The sequence below is a fragment of the Ruminococcus sp. OM04-4AA genome (assembly GCF_003462585.1).
Classification (GTDB): domain Bacteria; phylum Bacillota; class Clostridia; order Lachnospirales; family Lachnospiraceae; genus Mediterraneibacter; species Mediterraneibacter faecis.
Genome location: NZ_QTZH01000034.1, coordinates 1 through 20,199, shown reverse-complemented (window position 1 = coordinate 20,199; position 20,199 = coordinate 1). Strand labels below are relative to the sequence as shown.

The 20,199-nt window shown below is 39.3% G+C and carries 19 protein-coding genes; 5 read left to right on the top strand and 14 right to left on the bottom strand.

All coding sequences use genetic code 11. The features are described 5' to 3' along the window. Window positions 1-4: 4 nt before the first annotated feature. Genes DXB52_RS10440 through DXB52_RS10425 form a run of 4 tightly spaced genes read right to left on the bottom strand, consistent with a single transcriptional unit; the run spans window position 5 to window position 5,735 of the window. Window positions 5-781, bottom strand: a complete 777-nt coding sequence (locus tag DXB52_RS10440) for a Cof-type HAD-IIB family hydrolase (RefSeq protein ID WP_181989194.1) — start codon at window positions 779-781, stop codon at window positions 5-7. Continuing rightward, entirely contained in the window at window positions 759-2,972 is a 2,214-nt protein-coding gene (locus DXB52_RS10435) for an alpha-galactosidase (protein WP_118107257.1), read from the bottom strand. The genes DXB52_RS10440 and DXB52_RS10435 overlap by 23 nt, the downstream gene beginning before the upstream one ends. Before the next feature lie 2 nt (window positions 2,973-2,974). Further along, window positions 2,975-4,363 carry a sucrose-specific PTS transporter subunit IIBC gene (locus tag DXB52_RS10430; RefSeq protein WP_118107255.1) on the bottom strand — a complete coding sequence of 463 codons (1,389 nt, stop codon included), beginning with the start codon at window positions 4,361-4,363 and terminating at the stop codon, window positions 2,975-2,977. Further along, on the bottom strand, window positions 4,356-5,735 hold the full coding sequence (locus tag DXB52_RS10425) for a glycoside hydrolase family 32 protein (RefSeq protein WP_118107253.1): 1,380 nt from the start codon (window positions 5,733-5,735) through the stop codon (window positions 4,356-4,358). Before DXB52_RS10425 ends, DXB52_RS10430 begins: the two co-directional genes overlap by 8 nt. Before the next feature lie 127 nt (window positions 5,736-5,862). On the opposite strand from DXB52_RS10425, the gene DXB52_RS10420 reads away from it, so the two are divergent. Further along, on the top strand, window positions 5,863-6,693 hold the full coding sequence (locus tag DXB52_RS10420; RefSeq protein WP_117542431.1) for an AraC family transcriptional regulator: 831 nt from the start codon (window positions 5,863-5,865) through the stop codon (window positions 6,691-6,693). A 184-nt stretch (window positions 6,694-6,877) separates the two neighbouring features. Here the strand turns inward: DXB52_RS10420 and DXB52_RS10415 are convergent, their stop codons facing one another. Then, window positions 6,878-7,414: a hypothetical protein gene (locus tag DXB52_RS10415; RefSeq protein WP_117961051.1), complete on the bottom strand. Its 537-nt coding sequence runs from the start codon at window positions 7,412-7,414 to the stop codon at window positions 6,878-6,880. Between the two features lie 39 nt (window positions 7,415-7,453). Beyond that, window positions 7,454-7,762 (bottom strand): helix-turn-helix domain-containing protein, encoded by a 309-nt coding sequence (locus DXB52_RS10410; protein WP_020435958.1) that lies wholly within the window; start codon window positions 7,760-7,762, stop codon window positions 7,454-7,456. Between the two features lie 187 nt (window positions 7,763-7,949). On the opposite strand from DXB52_RS10410, the gene DXB52_RS10405 reads away from it, so the two are divergent. Further along, on the top strand, window positions 7,950-8,714 hold the full coding sequence (locus DXB52_RS10405; protein WP_118107251.1) for a 4Fe-4S binding protein: 765 nt from the start codon (window positions 7,950-7,952) through the stop codon (window positions 8,712-8,714). 72 nt (window positions 8,715-8,786) lie between these two features. On the opposite strand, the gene DXB52_RS10400 is transcribed toward DXB52_RS10405, so the two are convergent. Together DXB52_RS10400 and DXB52_RS10395 are read right to left on the bottom strand one after the other, a co-directional pair. After that, window positions 8,787-10,352, bottom strand: coding sequence for an AAA-like domain-containing protein (locus DXB52_RS10400; protein ID WP_118107249.1), 1,566 nt, complete (start codon window positions 10,350-10,352; stop codon window positions 8,787-8,789). 264 nt (window positions 10,353-10,616) lie between these two features. Next, entirely contained in the window at window positions 10,617-11,273 is a 657-nt protein-coding gene (locus tag DXB52_RS10395) for a trimeric intracellular cation channel family protein (RefSeq protein WP_118107247.1), read from the bottom strand. A gap of 413 nt (window positions 11,274-11,686) precedes the next feature. On the opposite strand from DXB52_RS10395, the gene DXB52_RS10390 reads away from it, so the two are divergent. Then, entirely contained in the window at window positions 11,687-12,280 is a 594-nt protein-coding gene (locus tag DXB52_RS10390; protein WP_118107245.1) for a 50S ribosomal protein L25, read from the top strand. A 74-nt stretch (window positions 12,281-12,354) separates the two neighbouring features. On the opposite strand, the gene DXB52_RS17150 is transcribed toward DXB52_RS10390, so the two are convergent. From DXB52_RS17150 to DXB52_RS10375, 4 genes are all read right to left on the bottom strand, one after another. Further along, window positions 12,355-12,798: an alanine-zipper protein gene (locus DXB52_RS17150; RefSeq protein WP_318546135.1), complete on the bottom strand. Its 444-nt coding sequence runs from the start codon at window positions 12,796-12,798 to the stop codon at window positions 12,355-12,357. Then, entirely contained in the window at window positions 12,795-13,400 is a 606-nt protein-coding gene (locus DXB52_RS17145; protein ID WP_318546136.1) for a PD-(D/E)XK nuclease family transposase, read from the bottom strand. Before DXB52_RS17145 ends, DXB52_RS17150 begins: the two co-directional genes overlap by 4 nt. A gap of 345 nt (window positions 13,401-13,745) precedes the next feature. After that, the gene (locus DXB52_RS10380) at window positions 13,746-15,122 is read right to left on the bottom strand and encodes an MATE family efflux transporter (RefSeq protein WP_226871383.1); all 1,377 of its coding nucleotides are present in this window, start codon (window positions 15,120-15,122) and stop codon (window positions 13,746-13,748) included. 50 nt (window positions 15,123-15,172) lie between these two features. After that, the gene (locus DXB52_RS10375) at window positions 15,173-16,513 is read right to left on the bottom strand and encodes an iron-containing alcohol dehydrogenase (RefSeq protein WP_227188583.1); all 1,341 of its coding nucleotides are present in this window, start codon (window positions 16,511-16,513) and stop codon (window positions 15,173-15,175) included. 233 nt (window positions 16,514-16,746) lie between these two features. On the opposite strand from DXB52_RS10375, the gene DXB52_RS10370 reads away from it, so the two are divergent. Further along, the gene (locus DXB52_RS10370) at window positions 16,747-17,886 is read left to right on the top strand and encodes a glucose-1-phosphate adenylyltransferase (protein WP_015527758.1); all 1,140 of its coding nucleotides are present in this window, start codon (window positions 16,747-16,749) and stop codon (window positions 17,884-17,886) included. 1 nt (window position 17,887) lies between these two features. Next, complete coding sequence (glgD, locus tag DXB52_RS10365; protein ID WP_117498286.1) at window positions 17,888-19,003, top strand: glucose-1-phosphate adenylyltransferase subunit GlgD; 1,116 nt, start codon at window positions 17,888-17,890, stop codon at window positions 19,001-19,003. A 247-nt stretch (window positions 19,004-19,250) separates the two neighbouring features. On the opposite strand, the gene DXB52_RS10360 is transcribed toward glgD, so the two are convergent. After that, window positions 19,251-19,490, bottom strand: a complete 240-nt coding sequence (locus tag DXB52_RS10360) for a helix-turn-helix domain-containing protein (RefSeq protein ID WP_005946862.1) — start codon at window positions 19,488-19,490, stop codon at window positions 19,251-19,253. A 4-nt stretch (window positions 19,491-19,494) separates the two neighbouring features. Next, complete coding sequence (locus DXB52_RS10355; RefSeq protein ID WP_008728841.1) at window positions 19,495-19,914, bottom strand: RNA polymerase sigma factor; 420 nt, start codon at window positions 19,912-19,914, stop codon at window positions 19,495-19,497. Window positions 19,915-20,199 lie beyond the last annotated feature (285 nt).

Sequence of the window (20,199 nt, the reverse complement as noted above, 5' to 3'; positions counted from 1 at the left end):
GCGCTTACAAACTTAGATGTTGCAACAATCTGCATACCTCTTGTGCAACTGCATCATCTTTATTAGATTCGATGACTTTCTCTGCGATTTTTTTCAAGCTTTCTACTGCATTTCCCATGGCTCTGGAATGCGGGAACTTTTCAAACATTAGAATGTCATTCTTCCCATCCCCAAATACCAATACCTCTTCTTTACTATATCCATAATACTCAGCGATCTGTTCAAGCATAGTTCCCTTATTCACCTGCCGGTCTGTAATCTCTATGTTCCAGGCTGCAGATGACGTAATTGTGATATCTTGTCTCTTCTTCAGAAATTCTTTTATGTTTTTCAACTTATTCTGCTCTTCTGAGAAAATAAATATCTTTTGAATTTTAATCTGCGCATCAAAAATTTTTTCCACTGCGGGCATTGGGCAAGCCGTATCGCAAAACTCACAGTCTGTCGAAAAATCTCCTGATGATGTATTAATTTCAAAATCAAGCTTCTTTTCCATGAGCATCTGTATAATTTCCTGCGCACAGGATTCTTCTATTGATTTTTGGAAAATCAAAGTCCCATCACTCTTTCGGAATTCGGCTCCATTTAGCAGAAGATATTCCGGTGACACTCCCGCTGTTCTCATAAGCTCAGATGCCGTTTTCAGCGAACGGCCTGTTGCCGCAACCCACAGAATTCCTGCCTGCTGTGCAGTCCTTATACACTCCGCTGTTTTCTCTGATAACATGCTTTCCTCATTTAGAAGTGTCCCATCCAGATCACTTGCAATTAATCTGATCACCGTAATTCTCCTTTACCTTTGAAAAATGAAATGCAAATGTATGGAAATCTCGTTTTATTAATGGTAGCGATACTCCGATCTCCATCAGTTCATCTCCACCGAAAATCTGCCCGGTACTTTCATCTTTGTAATCCCATTCCGGATGCAGACCACAGAGATGAATTCTTCCATGAGAATATCTCGGATCAAACAGTTTCTGCATGATAATAACTTCGCATTCTTCTCCCGTCGCAGAAACAACCGACCATGCAATATAATTCTCATTCGGAACTTCAAGATAACTAAGCACTCCCTTTTGCAGCCAGCCTCTCTGTTCTTTATATTCCTGAATCTGATCAGCAATTTCTTTTCTTTCTTCTTTGGAACATTTCGTAAGATCAAGTTCATATCCCAGATTAAATAATCTTGCTACCTGATATCTTGCATCCAGAGAAGTACTTCTTCCGGTTTGATGATTCGGAACAATACTTACGTGAGCCCCCATTGTTATCTGCGGATATAAAAGGCTATACCCTCTTTGGATCGTCGCACGGTCAAATGCATCTGTATTGTCACTTGTCCAATTCTGCGGCACATAATACAACATTCCCGGATCAAATCGCGCACCACCACTGGAACATCCTTCAATCAGAACATCCGGATATTTTTCTGTAATGCGTTCCAAAATATCATATAATCCAATCACATACCGATGACTGATCTCCTCTTTTTGCTGTACTCCCAGACATGCAGAATTCACATCTGTCAGAGGTCGGTTCATATCCCACTTTATGTAATTGATTTTTCCATCTCTCAAATAAAAATCTAATGTTTTAAATAAATATTCACGGACATCTTCTCTTGAAAGGTCCAGCAAATATTCATGTCTTCCTTTTACCGATTGATACCCCAGAATGTGAAGCGCCCAGTCCGGATGTTGACGTAACAACTCACTATCCTCGCTGACTGCCTCCGGTTCAAACCAAAGTCCAAACTGTAAACCTTTTTTATGAATCACATCTGCAACTGCTGCAATTCCACCCGGAAGTTTCTGTTCATTGCATATCCAGTCTCCCATTGAAGATCTGCTGTCATTTCCTTTACGGAACCAACCGTCATCCAACACAAATAATTCAATTCCCGCAGCTTTAGCCAGGTCTGCCTGTTCATCAATCTTCTCCATTGTTACATCATAGTACATAGATTCCCAGGAGTTTAAAAGAACCGGTCGTGTCTTTTCCTCAAATCGTTTAGGAATTAGATGCTGTTGGTACAGCCAATGAAAATTGTGGCGCATTCCATTCAGACCCGTATTGCTATAATTCAATACCGCTTCCGGAGAAGCAAATGTATCTCCTGGTTTTAATTCCCATTTAAAGCTGTCCGGATGAATTCCAATCTGTGCCCGTACATTTCCAAACTGGTCTTTTTCCACCTGTGCGAGGAAATTTCCGCTATAAACAAGATGCGCTGCCCAGACATCTCCGCTGCATTCATTCGTCTCCGGTTTTAACGCCGCAAAAAATGGCTGATGCTGAGGACTGCTGCTTCCCCTGACACTCTCCGTTTTCTGCACCCCATAATGAATCGGGAAACGCTGCATATTTGCCTCTTTAGCATGTGTTCCATATAATGTCATAAGTTCATACTCTTCTGCCGGAAGTTCCAGAGACATACTCTGAATGTTCTGAAGAAAAACGGTCTGCTTCCCATAATTTTCTACTTTTTGATGCCGTAAAACAATTCCGTGATTTTCAAAAATCGTATAATAAAGAAAAAGTCGGATCCCTGCTCTGTCATCTTCACAGATCACTTCCAGTGTCTCCGACTCATTTTCATTAACACGAATCTGTGGCATACCCTGTAATTTAGGCTTACCGGATACCACACTCCAGCTTTTAAACACCGGTTCGCAAAATGTTATTCCATCTTCTTGTGTGATTGCAAAAGCCGGAATACGAAAATCTCCATGTCCTCCGACCGGATATTCAAACGGGAAATCATCAAAGGATACATTTTCGACAGAGCTGTCATGTTCCGTATTATACCCCCTCTTAAAATACAGGGGATTTCCGGTCCCTCGGTAATTTCGGATCTTTCGTCCGAAATACCGATGAACCAGATACTTTCCATCCACAATTTCCATCACATAACTTATTGTATCATTACTTAATTGCACGATCTGTCCTTTGTTATGAAATAGAATACTCATACTTACTGCTCCATTTTCTTATTAAACCCAAACATCCATGTCAGTCCGAATGCTACACCGAAAGCAACTACATTTACCAGAATATAGAGTGGCAGCTGCTCGTTAAGATACAGCAATGTTCCTGGAATACCTGTAATTGACATTCCTGTTGCTCTCAGATGGAAGATTGATGCCAGAAATCCTCCAACACCGCCACCGATCATTGACATTACAAACGGTTTCATAAATTTTAAGTTGACTCCAAATACCGCCGGCTCTGTAATTCCAAGTAATGCAGACAGACATGCCGGATATGCCACCTGCTTTGTCTTATTAGACGCTGCTTTGATTGCAACTGCAAGAACTGCTCCTGCCTGAGCAACATTTCCGCAAGTTCCGATTGGATTCAGATAATTCCATCCATCTTGTGCCAACATACTGATCTCTAAGAAATTCAGAATATGATGAATACCAAAAATACCAAGAAGCTGTCCGAAACATCCATATAAAAATCCGCCTATTCCCATCGGAAGGAAAAGAAGATGTTCTACTGCAAACAGAACTCCTGACTCTACTGTATGTAAGATTGGTCCAAGTACGAACAATGCCAGAACACATCCAACCAACAATGTTAAGAACGGTGTCACAATCAGATCGATTGCATCCGGAACTTTCTTTCGCAGCCATTTTTCAAACTTGGAAGCGACAATTCCTGTCACAAATGCCGGTAATACTGATCCCTGATATCCTGTTACTTTTAAAAATCCAAAGAAAATCAACGGCTGTGCCTCTCCTGATCCAACTGCATAAGCGCTTGGCAGGCTGCTGTTTACAAGCATCAATCCTAATACAATTCCAATTACCGGACTTCCGCCAAAATTCCGGAAGGTTGACCAGCACACTAAAGCCGGAAGAAATGCAAATGCCGTGTCTGTCAATACCTGTGTAAATGTAAGAAGATTCTGCGGAATACTATCAGCTGTCAGACCAAATACTGCAAGTACTGCCTCCTGAGTCAGAAGCCCTCTAAGTCCCATAAACAAACCAGTAGCTACAAGCACCGGGATAATTGGCACAAATACATCAGAAAACATTCTGATTGCTCTCTGAAATTTATTTCCATAAACTACCTTTTCTTTTTCCTCTGACTTTTCTTCGTCGCCTGTTCCTGTAACTTTTACAACTTCATCATAGATTCGGTTAACCAGACCTGTTCCGAGAATGATCTGATACTGTCCGGAATTAAAAAAGCTTCCTTTTACCTTCTCCAGATTTTCAACCTCTTTTACCTGAATCTTTTCTTTATCAGCTACTACAATACGAAGTCTTGTCGCACAATGTCTTACTGACACAACATTTTCCGTACCGCCAACCAGTTCAAGAATCTTTTTTGCTAATTCTTTATCACTCATTTTTCTCCTCTCCTTCTCCCATTAAATCATACATTTCCACGACTGTTTCTTTCATGAGTCCGCTTATTTTTACTTTTCCATTTTCTTCTTCCGTGAACATTCTCATAGAAAACACTTTGCTTCCCTGATTCACAAAAATTTCCATACTGGAAATATCAGACCAACATTCTATCGTTTCCAACGAATCAATCTTACAGGTTCTCTCATCATAATCTTTTGTAACCCAATTTTTTCTCTTTACAGAAATTATTTTTTCTACTTTTTTGTATTCTAGAATAACTTCTCTGTTCTGAAATTCTATTTTAAAAGAAGTTTCATTCTGAAGATTAGATAGTTTTGCACAGTATACTCTGTTCTTAAGAATTATTTCTCCACTTTGTCTTTCCTGCTCAGAAATCTTATGTATGCACAAACTTTTTTCCAATTCTCTTACCGGAAGCTGACACAGTTCTCCATTTCGATAAGAAAGCTCTCTTGGTAACGTCATACAATGGATACTGGATTCTCCTTCACCAAACAGCTTCTCTTCTTCCTCTTCCATTCTTGACATCCACGCAAACAGAATTTTTCTTCCATCCGGTGATGTAAATGTCTGCGGCGCATAAAAATCAAATCCCTGATCCATCTTTTTACGCCCTTCATCCAGATTCTGTACATTGCTATCTTCTATTTTTCCTGAAACTATGTCATTAAAATCAAACTCTTTATAAGCCGAAAAACTACAAAGTGAACTATCTCTTTCATTATCTCTGTGCTGCGGACAATAAAGCAAAATTCCTTGTCCATCTACCTGAAAATAATCCGGACATTCGACCATTTCATACTCCTTGGATTTTGCAAGCACTAATTCGAATTTCCAATTTTCCGCATCCTTGGAGCTACATAGTGCGACAGAACCTCTTCCATTTTTCATCTGTGCTCCGATCACCATATAATAGTCATCGCCGTCCTGCCATACTTTCGGATCCCTGAAGTGCTCGGTAAACTCCGTAGGTGTTGATACCACAATGCCTTTTTTCTGAAATGTCTTGCCATCCTCAGTAACTGCAAGGCACTGGCTGCTTTTTCTCACACCGCCGCTCTTATTATTTCCTGTATAGAATAAGCGAAGCTGACCATCCTTTATCAATGCACTCCCTGAGTAAACTCCATTTTGCTCATAAAACTGGTCCGGCAAAAGAGCACTTCCTTCCCAATTCCAATGAAGTAAATCCTTCGATGTAAAATGTCCCCATTCCTTGTAAGAATGATTCTTTTCAAATCGATTCCACTGAAAGAACACATGATACATATCCTTGTAAAAAACTAACCCATTAGGATCATTTAGCAGACCTCTGTCCGGTTCCAGATGATATTTCTGCCGTTTTATCATTTCTAAATGACCTCCCGTCCTTACTTTCTGGCGCCTGACTATATTAAACTATATTTTCCTATTTTGGAACATAGCATTTTCAGAAGAATATATGGAAAAAACTAACTTTTTGTATTATGATAGACTTATGATTGAATATAAAGAAACCAAACATTCTCTGGTATATAAAGCCAATAGTGATCTTTCTCTGTACAGTGCCGGTTATGAAGAATGTACACCTGGCTACAGTTATGGTCCGACTTTGAGATCATATCAGCTAATTCATTTTGTACTCAACGGGGAGGGAGAATTTCGTATTAATGAGCATGTGTTTCACCTAAAAGCAGGAGATGCATTTCTCATTCCGGCAGGTAAGATCACCTATTATGAAGCCTCAAAAACAAACCCTTGGTCTTATGCATGGATCAGCTTTATCGGCATCAGCTCGGAAAGTTATCTCTATCAGATTATGACTTCAACAGAAGATATTTATGTGATCCATGGTCTAGATACCCGAAAATATTACGATTCTATTTCCAGGATCATGCAATTAGATGCCTCATTGACCAGTCATTATTTTGAAGGAAATAGTATCCTGCTTCATATTATTTCCATGCTTTTTTCCGATGTTGATTTTCATGAAGCAGACACAAATAAACTGTCAATTATCGATGAAATTAAATTTTACTTTGACATCAATTATGCTGAGAATTTGAAGTTAAAAGATGTAGCTGACTATTTCGGCATCCATCAGAATTACCTTACACGGGCTTTCCATGAAAAGTTTGGAATCTCACCCAAAAAATATCTGCTTCAACTGAAATTCAAAAAAGCTGCAAGGTTACTTGCAACTACACAACTTCCTGTTTCGATTATTTCCAATTCACTTGGATTTGAAGACCAGCTGGCATTTTCACGTACATTTAAAAAGTTTTATAATGTTTCGCCAACAGATTACCGGAGCCATTTAAAACCGTAACACTTCTTACGTTTTTTCATCCATTTTCTATTACTCACCACCTGAAGAAGTGGGAGTCTTCTCGACTGAGATAAACAATCCGCAGAATACAAAGTTGCGAACTATACTGATACTTACAAAAAGGACAGAGATTTCTGACATTTTTTCAATCAGAACTCTCTGTCCTTTTTCATCATTTTGATATTTATAAGACCTTATATTTTTCAAATATTTCCAAGTACTCCTGCTCAACATCCTTGAATGCTCTCACCGTATAATCAGGTACCATACACGTCTCCGGCTTGTCTCCTTCTGAGTCTTCACCCAGTAAATATTTCATATCATACCACAATACCGCATCATCAATCTCTTTGATCAGCTTTTCTTCCTGCTCATCAAGCGATGAACCTAGGAACTTGGTATACAAAACATCAAGCAAATGATTCTCCTGCTCTTTATATACTGTCATAAACTGCTTCAGCGGGCGCGGCACGTCTGACATATAACACTCACTTGCATCATGCAAAAGTGCACCCTCGATCACACGATTGCTGTATCCTCTGGCAGCGGCTTCCTTCGCACACAGAATACAATGCTCTCCCACAGACCAGAACGTACTGACCTGACCGTTTCCTCGGCAGATCATCGGAAGTGCATGGGCGATATCTACAATGTTGATTAGTTCCGGATCCGGGTTTATCGGATCAAAATGATTTCCTGTGTATGTTGTGATGTAACTCATAATAAACTCCTACTCTCTTTAATATAATTCCATAAACTCTCATCTAAATCTATCTCTTCTTTTGCTTTGAGACCTCGTCTCATTTATAACTTCTTGGATATCCCTATACGGCACACTTGTAAAAATATCTCTAAGTTCATCTGCCATATCCAATGCCATCGCAATCTTCGTTAAGGAAAGTAATGAAATCATTCCTGTCGTCTCAAACCTTTTAATCGAACCATAACTCACACCACTCATAGATGCTAATTTTTCCTGTGAAATCGAACGTCTCTTTCTAATATTACGCACTCTTTGCGCAAGCTTTTGATCAAGTTCTTCTGCTGTTTCCCATACTAACTGTTGCATTCATCCACCTCACTTTATGGATAATATTTTATCTATTTTTAACTATTTTATGCATTTTTAGATAATATTTTATCTATTTGAATCATATCACTTTTATCTTTTAATATCAACCAGGCACTTGCAAAATAACTCTAAAACCTCTAAAATTATGGTATCTGCCAAAACATTTAATTAGGGGAGAATATTTATGAGTATATACGCAATTTACTTCAGTCCAACCGGTGGAACTGAAAAAATAGTTACATTTATAGCTGAACAATTTGGTGTATATCAGAGCATTGATTTATGCGAAAAGACTTCTGGTCTAACAAATGATTTTTCCAAAGAAGATCTCTGTATCATCGGAGTTCCTTCCTTCGGTGGACGTGTTCCTGCCATTGCATTAGAGAGAATCAAAGCTCTGAGCGGAAATAATGCAACTGCGATTCTAATCACCGTTTACGGAAACCGTGCTTATGAAGATACATTGATCGAACTTGAAGATACTCTGATTGAAAAGAACTTCACCTGCCAGGCAGCTATTGCGGCTGTCGCAGAACATTCCATCATGCATCAGTTTGCAACCGGAAGGCCTGATCAGAATGATCTTACAGTGCTCTCTGACTTTGTACGGAAAATCAAGGAAAAAGATAATAACTCCATAAAATCTGACCACTTGCCGGTACATGTTCCGGGTAACAGACCTTACCGCGAATACGGTACGATTCCGCTTATCCCTGGTGCTTCACATACCTGTGGTTCCTGTGGACTGTGTGCAGCGAAATGCCCGTCAGGAGCAATTCCATCTGACAATCCTAAGCAGACTGATAAGGACAAATGTATTTCCTGTATGCGCTGTATCAGCGTCTGTCCAACGCATTCCCGCAAGCTGAATCCACTAATGCTGTCTACTGCTTCCCAGAAGTTAAAAAAAGCTTGTTCCGGACGAAAAGAAAATGAACTGTTTTTATAAATAAGACTATAAAAACACCCGCTATTTTCATCCTTCTCAAGATAAAATAACGGGTGTCTCTAAATTATTACACTATACCACTACTTCTATCAGTGTCTTGTCACCAAATTGGATTTCTTTCAGCCCTGTCTGCTTATTCTTATTGAAATTAAAACTCAGCAAATACCCTTTATCCAGATGATAGTATTCCAGATACTCTGCCAGTTGTTCTTCGCCTCTCTTATTATACTCATTTCCATGCCAGATCTTCAGTTCGATCACATATTGCTTTCCAAGATAATCTACGATTATATCTGTTCGCGTCTGATCTCTTGTCTGTGCTTCAATATAATAATTTCCTGTTCCATTAATAATCGGCTTGAGATACAACAGGAATAGACGCCGTCCATTTCCCTCTACAAATGTATTCGTATTATCTCCATAAATATCATGAAAATGAATCATAAACTTCTCAAGAACCAACTCCATGTCAAGAACTCCGTTTTTGATAAATTGATTCTTGTCACGTTCTCCAGACTGATAGATAATGCTATTTGTCAATTCCTCTGATAAAAATAAATTATATAAACGTGTTTCAAAAATTCGGTTTGCTATCACAACCTGACCATTTTTCTCTTTTATAAATCCGAACATTGTTCCGATATCGATTGCAAAATTATCCGGATTATATGGATATGACTCCCCACGGAACAAAATTGCATACAACATTGCTCTTAGTTCCGGATAATCCGTAATCTTTTTTCGAAGGTCATCAAACAGCGGATTGGCTTCTCGCAATAGTATTTTCACTGCATCAGATACACCTTGTTTTGTCCAATTCTCGCCGCATCGCTCATCTATTAATTTACAAATTTTTGATACCAGATATGGATACCCTGATGTATATTCAAAAATTGTTTTTGCGCACTCCCGGACAAGCATCACACACGAATGTTCATCATTATATTCATTCAGCATACCTTCGATTTCTTCCACCGTAAAACTCATATCCACCGGAAAGTCTGCTGCGATATTCCATGGACTGTTCATCTGATGTTCGCGGTCTTCTCTGATTCTGTGCTTCAAATTCTTTATATCATAAACTCCAGCCAATATCACAGAGTGAAATGTCGGTCTTGTGTTCCTCTTTAAGAACTTACTTCTAAGCATTCCGAGAAAATCTACAAACACTTTATAATTACTGGCTTGATCCACCTCATCTATAATCAGCACAACAGGAGCCACTGAGTTCTTGCAGATTTCAGAAAGTGTAGCAGATAGACTCATCATATCCTCTATCTTATTTTGCCCTATGTTTTCTTTAATAATCGCCTTCACTACTTCATCTATTTGTGGAACTTCATCATATCGAATCGCATCATAAAGCAATTCACATATCGTCTTACAGAACTCTGCTTCTGTTTCAAATGCTGTTCCTCCAAGCCCTTCAAAGCTAATGAAAAATACTGTATACTGATCGGCAAGATATTTTACCAGCAGATTCAATGTCGTGGTCTTTCCATACTGTCTTGCACGATTTATTACAAAATATTGTTTTTCATCTACCAGCTCTTTAATCTCTGCCAACTTGGAATCAATATTCACCATGTAATGTTCGTCCGGATAACAAACACCGTTTACATTAAATCTTCTGTTCATAAATCTCACCTGCTTTCTTTACATATATGCCCGTTCTTTATCTCTAGTATACAAAAAAAGAATCTGAACAACAAGTGAAATGGTTACTGTTCACACGATGTGCGACCAGTAACGCATCTCGCCATTTTAAATCGCCTTTGGCGATGGGGCGAGATGCATTCAAGTCAAAACACGCATCCTCCGTGCAATCAGCGGAGTGATTGACACGGGAGTGAACAGTAACGTGAAATGCACGCTTCAGATTCTTTTTATTTTTCCTATTCGTTATTCTTCATCCTCCAGCTTCACACACGGCAGATTCCATCTGTAGTGCGCTGCTCCGATACGAATCACAAGCACAACTATTGTTCCGATCACAAGCGCCGGAATCTGTCCCCAGCTTCTATATGCCAGTACACAGCAGATTGCCCCCGCAATTGACGCACAGGCATACACATGCTTTACAAAGATATACGGTGGAACTCCTGCCATCACATCTCGGAGAAGTCCTCCTCCAACTCCTGTCAGTACTCCAAGGAAACTTAAGAAAAACATATTATCATGATATCCTGCTGTCCATCCTGTGGATACTCCGACTGCTGTAAAGATACCAAGTCCGACCGAATCCATTAGGAACATTAGTCCCGCATAGAGTGTCTGGTATTTACTATGCATCAGTCTCTTATTAATAGAAAGTAAGAGAAATGGCGCTAATGCAGAAATCACTGCCACTTCTACATAAATCGGTTTCACAAATGCGCTCGGTGTCTTCCCCAAGATCACATCACGCATCATTCCGCCTCCTACCGCGGTCACCACTCCAAGCACCAGCACGCCAAAAATATCCATCTTTCGGCGAATACCGACCATTGCCCCCGAAATTGAAAATGCGATCGTTCCGATCAACTCGATGATCAAAACGATCAATGTCTGTAAATCCATATTGTTTCTTCCCCATTTCTATACCGATATTTCGACTAATATCAGTAGTTTCTGTTTGAAATTTTATCATAAAGGATTTGCATTTTCAATAATGTTACACACGTTTTGATTCCTTTTAAATTTCGTCACTTTTCTTCTAAATAAATATCATATCCCATACATTTCCGCCATTTTCACAATAATTCTCTGAATATTCCAATTATACAACCTTAATTTTTTCATTTATCACACCTTTTTCAACCTTCAAAACCTTAATTTTTTACCCTACAATTCTCCCTGCTTTTCCCTTCCCCTTGACACCGGGTGCTATAGTGTAACTGTAGCAAAGAAAAAGAACACTTAACAAAACCTACTTATTATTTTGACAAGTTGAAGGCTGCTAAGCGAATTCAGTAATTTGGAGGAAAAGATAAATGAATACTTTAAAAGCTGAAAAAAGAGACATGTCAATCAAAGCAAAAAAATTAAGACGCGAAGGATTTGTAACAGGAAACCTGTTTGGTCGTGAACTGGAAGATTCTATTCCACTGAAATTTGATAAAGCTGAAATAGAAAAACTTCTGAAAGTTGAAAACAAAGGTGGCCAGGTTATGCTAGAAGTTGCCGGTAAGACTTATGACGCTCTGATCAAGGAAGTTGATTACAATCCTTTGAAAGGTTATGTAGATGAAATAGATTTCCAGGCACTGGTAAGCACTGAGAAGGTTCACTCTGTAGCAGAGATTCACCTTGTAAACCTCGAGAAACTGTCTTCAGGAGTACCACAGCAGATGCTTCAGGAGATTTCCTTCAAGGCTCTTCCTGCCGCATTGGTAGAGAAAGTCGAAGTTGATGTTGGACCTCTGAAAGTCGGGGACACAATTCGTGTTGCTGATCTTCCAATTGCCAAAGACAAAGATGTTGATCTTATGACAGATCTTGATGCAACAGTAGTTACCATCACAGAAGTACACGTAAAAGCTTCTGATCTTACTTCAGATGAAGAGGAAGAAGAAGCCGCAGAATAATAATTTTAACTTAACAAGCGACAGGCGCAGAGCTTCATAATTGATTCCCTGCGCCTGTTTTTTTGCCTACATTTTTAAATATTTTTCATTTTTTCCAATTCTTTTTTCAAGTTATCTACTTCTTCTCTTGCCTGCTTTTCTCGATGTTCTGCCTGTTTTGCTCGGCTTTCTGCTTCGTCCGCTTTTCTCACTGCTTCGTCCGCTTTTCTTTTTGCTTCTACAACCTCTTCTTCCATCTCATCAATCATTAATTTTACTGTATTTCGGTCTAATATTGCCAGTTCTTTTGAAAACATCTCCATCATCCTTTCCATATTCAGACAGATGGTATAGACTTCCTCATAAATCTCCTGAAAATCTGCATTCTGATTCAATAACTTAATAATCATATCCGGATCATCCTGACTAAGAAATACGAGCCATTCTTCCAGTCTGTTCTCTATTTTTCTGTCTTCATTTTGAATGATGTCACCAAAAATGTCAAGGCAAATAAACGTATATTCCTGCAGTAAATTCATTTCCACTCCTGTATCACTCTTCTGCTCAAAATGGTGAATATATATTTCCTTTGAAAAGTTAGAAAAATCCGAATTACTTTTTTCGAACAAGACAATGGTATATACTTTCTGGATTTTCTATATGTGAATCCCTGTCCAAGTTCTGCCCTGACTCTCTTATACTGTCGTAATAATAAATCTGACGAATAGCATGCGCTTCTTTGTCCAGGAAATAAATACCCAATTTTTTGAACCTCAACATTCGCTATACTTCCATCTTCAAACTGAACAACAATATCCATGATCAGCAATGAACTTTCCGCTGCAATTTGTGCAGATTCATTTGGCAATACTTTTAATATTTTTACTTTTTTCCCAAGGATTTCTGATAGAAAATCGTTTAATCGTTCAGGTCTTGTGTCCGGATTCATAACTGCTTTAAAATAAGTGTCATACAATAATTTTACTCCTTTTACACCTGTACAAATATCAAGATATTCCTGTTGATATTTCCCTTCCCATTCACAAAATGTTTTCCATAGCTTCGTATTTTCACGAAGTTCACTCAATACCTCTCCTTGCGTACGTATCATCGGAAAATAATTTTGTAATTTATTCTTCATAGGCACATCCTCACTTTTTTCCTTTTTGTTTTTCTTTTTGTTTTTTGAATCGGTGCTTTGAAATAAGCAATTGATTGTTTTTTATTCTGAATTCAGATACTCCATAGATTGAAGTAGTTCTAGAATACATTGGCTCTACTTAATTTTCAATGTGTTTATTGTTCATAACTCAACTTTTTTGTTTATAAAAATGTGAATATCTTTTATTGCGCCCACAATATCTACAATAATGCGCACCAGTTATCCCCTTTTTGAAGAACACCTGGAAAATGACGAAGAGAGCCAGAACTTTTACTGCTCCGCTCTCTTCGCCATTTATTATTTTGCATTCATCTTTGTGAACTTTTACATCACTATCTTTCCTTGTTTCTTCCACTTCCGTGTCACATAGATATAATACGGGATCAGTGGAATCAATGCGGAGATCCATGCTGCCGGGTCTGACAGACACACTCCTGCAAAACTTGTTTTTCCTGCCACAAGAACTACAATTGCAGATCTCGCCGCAAGTTCAAACACTCCTCCGAGCATCGGCACAAGTCCATATCCAAGTCCTTGCAGGGTATTCCTATATAGGAAGATACTTCCCAGGAATGGATAACACCAGAACACCGTATGGAAATACAGCACAGATACTTCAATAACTTTCGTCTCTGATGGGCTGATAAAAAGGTAGGTCAGATATTTACTAAAGAAAAATACCAGTATCATCGCAATTACACTGTAAGCCAGAATCATAATCTGTGTACAGCGCACACCTTGTCGTACACGGTCTACTTTTCCAGCTCCCCAGTTCTGTCCCACATAAGTTGCAATCGTTGCACCGAAAGCAACGAATACTGTGCAGATTACATTCTGAATCTTTGCTGCCGCAGAGAAACCAGCCATATAATCTTCCCCGTAAACATTTACAGCACCCTGTACAATAATTGTTCCGATCGCTGTAATAGAAAACTGTAATGCCATCGGAACTCCAAGAGCCATCAATTTTCCGCAAGCTGGAAGAGAAAATCTGAAATTCTCTTTTTTAAGATGCAGAATAGGGAACTTCTTCACGATATATATAAAGCAGAGTACTGCTGAGATTCCCTGTGCGATAACGGTCGCATAGGCACATCCTTCTACACCCATGCCGCCATAAATAATGAACGCCACATCAAGTCCTACATTGATTACTGCTGAAATAATCAAAAAATACAATGGGGATTTCGAATCACCCAGTGCACGTAGAAATGCAGCCAGCGCATTATACGCTGCCGTTACAATCAGACCCGCATAAATAATTCCCATATATGCCTTTACGTCCGGCATAATGCTATCCTTATAATTCATCAAACGTAAGATTGGCTCATTTGCAATTCCAAGACCAATCGTCATAAGCACAGCCCAACCAGCAGAAAGGTAAATAGACATCGCCACATAATGCCGCATCCTCTCATATTCTTTCGCGCCAAACCACTGTGACACCAAAATAGCAAATCCACTACTCAGACCATTCAGCCAGCCTGTCACAAAGAACATCAAGGATCCCGTACTTCCAATTGCAGCCAGTGCTCTTACACCAAGAAACTGTCCTGCTATGATTGAATCAGCAATGTTGTAAAACTGCTGAAATATATTTCCCAAAAACATTGGTATCATAAACTGCATGATCAGGCGGGCCGGACTTCCGGTCGTCATGTCATGAATCGTTGTGTTTTTCATTGTTGCATTGTCACTCATACTGTCATTATTTCCTCCAATTCATTACATCCCTCACCGATTTTTGTCGGTTATTCATTCTTTTCTGCACCTTCAAGTCTCGCACCTTCCATCATGGCCAGAACAAACTCTTTCATCTCCTGCGCATCCCAGATCTCCGGAACCGGATAAACCGGATTCGCCTCTTTCTGTGCCCATTTTACAATCTGGTTCACGTCTTCTTCCCGGATCATATCCGGATATTTCGGAATTCCAAGTTTCTCTTTTAACTCTTCCATCCACTGGAGAAATGTTTCGGCACGAACTTCGGCTGAGATCATACCGTCCGGTGTATCTACTTCCATCGCACAGATATCACACAAATCCGCAAGCTTATCATACACAGAAGAGCCATAGGCACGCATCACATGCGGAAGCAGAATTGCCATCACAAGCCCGTGAGGCACTCCATAGAGCCCGCTGATCGCATGGCCAATTGCATGAACATAACCCACACTTCCTCTTGTAAATGCGCGTCCCGCATGAAATGCAGCCTCCTGCATATCCTGTCTCGCTTGCAGATTTGTCCCGTCTTCATATGCTGTCAGAAGACTTTCATGAATCAATCGCACTGCCTTACTACACATCAGACGCTCAAAATCACTGTTATATGTATCATTCGTGTATGCTTCCACTGCATGACACAGCGCATCCATTCCTGTCTGTGCTGTTACCTGTGGTGGCAGTCCTACTGTAAGGCACGGATCAAGTACTGCAAAGCGTGGCATCAATTGCAAATCATTGATTGATGCTTTATGATGTGTCTGAACCTCGGTGATCACCGCTGCAATCGTTGCCTCAGACCCGCTGCCTGAAGTTGTAGGCACGGCGAAGATTACAGGAATCGGACGTAGCACACGGAAAAGTCCCTGTAAGTTCCGAACTGCTTTCTTCGGTCTCGCAACTCTGGCTCCGATCCCTTTTGCACAATCCATCACACTTCCGCCACCAAATGCGATCATGCAGTCACACTTTTCTCCAAGAAATATTCCTACTCCATTTTCAACTTCTTCATCCGTAGGATTCTGAGAAATGCCGTCAAAGATAACATATTTCAACTTCTTCTCTTTCATCTCTTCCAGCAGTTCATTAAGAAGCCCCCTCGCACGGATCTTCGGTCCTGTTACAATTAATACTTTATGAAATCCTCTATCTCGAACCGCCTCTGGCAGCTTCTTCACTGCTCCTGATCCACTGAGCATTTTCGGTGAACGCCACGGAAGTGCAGCCATCAAAAGCTTCGCCCCCGCCTGATATACTCTGCAATATTTTTTCATTAAAACTGATTTCACATTTGCTTTCATCTCACACCTGCCATTTTCATGAATACTGTGATTTGTATTTTGCCACACTCCTGCTTTGAAATCAATCAATTCTTTCTATATTAAGGAAATTTTTTTAATGTTCCTTTTCACTTGTATATAATAATGCCTAAAAATCTGTCTGATTCCCCTAATTTTCTTTTTTTGTGAAAAATGACAAATGATTTTCGATAAATTTTTCCATTATTTTTGCTATTTTTTTATTTTTTCTATACAAAATCCTGGCAATATCGCACAAAAAAGAGTATACTAAAGAAGTAGTATTATGAAAGAGAGGGCTTTTTATGAAACACGATAATATGTTGGCTATGATCTTAGCCGGAGGTCGAGGCACCCGCCTCCATGATTTGACAAAAAAAGTGGCTAAACCAGCCGTTTCATATGGCGGAAAATACCGCATTATTGATTTCCCACTTAGTAACTGCGCAAACAGCGGAATTGACGTTGTAGGTGTTCTGACACAGTACGAATCCGTACTTCTGAACAGCTATGCTGCAGCTGGAAGAAGATGGGGACTTGATGCGAAGGACAGTGGAGTTTATGTACTCCCACCACGTGAGAAAGCTGATGCGAACCTTGATGTATACAGAGGAACCGCTGATGCTATTTCCCAGAATATTGACTTTATAGATACATATTCCCCAGACTATCTGCTGATCCTCTCTGGAGACCACATCTATAAGATGAATTATGACAAGATGCTTGAATATCACAAGCAGAACAATGCAGATGCAACGATTGCCGTTATCGAAGTTCCTATGAAGGAAGCAAGCCGTTTTGGTATTATGAATACAGATGAAACAGGACATATCGTTGAATTTGAAGAAAAGCCTGAACATCCAAAGAGCAACCTCGCTTCCATGGGTATTTATATCTTCAACTGGAAACTTCTTCGCAAGATGCTTCTTGCAGATATGAAGAACGCAGATTCCAGCCATGATTTTGGTAAAGATATCATTCCTACTATGCTGAACGACGGCAAGAGCCTATATGCATACAAGTTCAAAGGATATTGGAAAGATGTTGGAACAATTGATTCCCTTTGGGAAGCTAATATGGACCTTCTTGATAAGAACAATAAGCTTGATCTGAATGACCCAAGCTGGAAGATTTATACAGAAGATGCAACAGCACTTCCACAATATGTCGGAGCTGATGCAGTTGTAGAAAGAGCCTTCATCACACAGGGATGTGTAATTGATGGGGAAGTTAAGAATTCTGTACTGTTCACTGGTGCGAAAGTTGCCGCCGGTGCAAAAGTCATTGATAGTGTCCTCATGCCGGGTGCTGAGGTTGCAGAAGGTGCCGTTGTTACACGCGCCCTTGTTGCCGATGGCATTAAGATTGGAAAGAACGCTGTTGTCGGAGACGCTGCCAGCGAAAATATTGAGCTCGTTGCAAAACGAGTAAAGGGGGACGAATAAGATGAGTAAAGCTTTTGGAATTATCAACTTCGCAGGAACCAACGTACAGGTAAATGACATGCAGGCATACCGTCCAATCGGAGCCTTCTCTTTCCTTGGAAGATATCGTGTAATCGACTTCCCGATTTCTAATATGAGTAACAGTGGAATTGATGTAATGCAGGTTTATGTTCGTAGAAAACCTCGTTCTCTCGTAGAACACATCGGAACAGGACGCCATTACAATATCAACTCCAAACGTGGTAAACTGGCTACTCTCTTTCAGGAGAGCAACATTGATAACGGTATTTACAACACAGATATTGCAGCTTACATGGAAAACCTTGACTGCTTTGATGAGATCAACTCTGAGTATGTTGTAATCGCGCCTAGCTACATGGTTTACACAGCTGATTACAGTGCGTTCCTCAAAACACACATTGACTCCGGTGCTGACATCACTCTGATGTATCATTCTGTTGACAATGCGAAGGATCATTTCCCGAACTGTCAGACACTGAACATCAACAAACAGAAGGGTGTTCTCTCCATGGAGCCAAACCTTGGAAATGCAAAGAACAGAAATATCTTCATGGATACTTATGTAATGAAGAAAGACTTGTTCCTTGACCTGATTCAGAAAGCACACAAGCTTTCCTCTATGTACACACTGGCTGATATTGTAAACGAATCTTGTGAAGAACTTGATGTTCGTGCATATTCCCACCGCGGATACTTCGCAACGATTTCAGACTTCAACAGCTATTATGAGGCAAACCTGGATCTGATCGATCTGAAGAAAGCAACAGATCTGTTCCATGATAACTGGCCGATTTATACACGTACAAATGACTCTTGCCCGACACAGTATTTCGAAGGCAGCAAGGTTACATCCTCTGTTGTTTCCAACGGATGTCTGATCGAAGGAACTGTTGAGAACTGTGTTATCGGACGTGGATGTACAATCAAAGAAGGTGCCGTTCTTAAGAATTGTGTCGTCGGTGCAGACGTTGTTATCGGAAAAGGCGTTCACGCTGAGAATCTCGTAATCGACAAACATGCTCGTTTAATCCGTGGAAAACGTATTATCGCATCTCCTGATAAACCGGGATATATCAAGCGTGGTGACAAACTGTAAGTTTAAAATCATTTTTTACAGAATCTTATAGGAAAATAATTTTCCCATAAATATGTGTCGTTAAATTTTATATCTGATTTTTGATTATCCGCATAAACACTATACTTTCAAACATTTTGAAGTATAGAAAACTATTCATTTTACCACGAATTTACCACGATTGAATGAGCCTTGATATGACACAAAAACAACATGGGAGATAGCACAAATATCTGTGTATCTCCCGTTTTTCATTCATGTAGTATGATTATTTTACTCTGATTTCAAATTTCAAGATTGCTTTCATCATTTCTGTATGGATTTGACCTTTTAATTCTTCATCAACCTGCATAATGATTTTACCACTTTCAGAGTGGTAAAACGGACGCAAGCATAATTTACATATATAAGCGTCATAAAACTTCAAAATCTCTCTTATGGCAGTTTCATTTCCAGCAGACGCTTGACATATTACTTTTAATGTAGGGTAGCCATATTCTTTTTTCATTGGTTCAATTCCTTTCTTTCAATACTGTTTTTAGTTTCTTCAATCCGTTACTTCTTCTGCGATAAATAGCAGAACGTGATACATGATATAATTCGGCTATTTCTTGGTCGCTCATACTTTGAAAATAGCGTAATAGAATTACATCACGCTCTTTATTCGATAACTTATATAAAGCAACAGCAAGTTTCTCATTTGATATTTGAATTGTAAAATTCAAGACTTCAAACGAAATGTAATCACAAGAATAGTTATCCTTAGTTACACATTCAACATTTTTCGTATCTGATAATTCACAGAATAAAACTTCACGCTTAGAACGTCTTGCAAACTGTCTGTTTCTGTTTTTTACTGTGCATTTAATAACAGTCATCATCAAAGCATTAAACTGTATTCTAACGATATGCTCGAAAGAAGATGGGTTCATAATCTCACCTCCTTTCCGCATACGCTGAAATATATAAACGGAGATACCGTCTATATCTTTGGAAAATACAAAAAGAAGAACAAGAAAAAAGTCCGTACAAAATATACCGTCTGTACGAACTTTTAATATTGTAAAATATTTAGTTGTTGATAAAATGCTGTTAGGTAGTGCATAATCGTATAAGATTATTCCTAAAACTTTCCACAGCAGTTACTTTCAATGCTTTTATATCTTGCTTTTTTAGTCCTATCATAATAACCTTTCTTATCATAATTGCAAATTTAT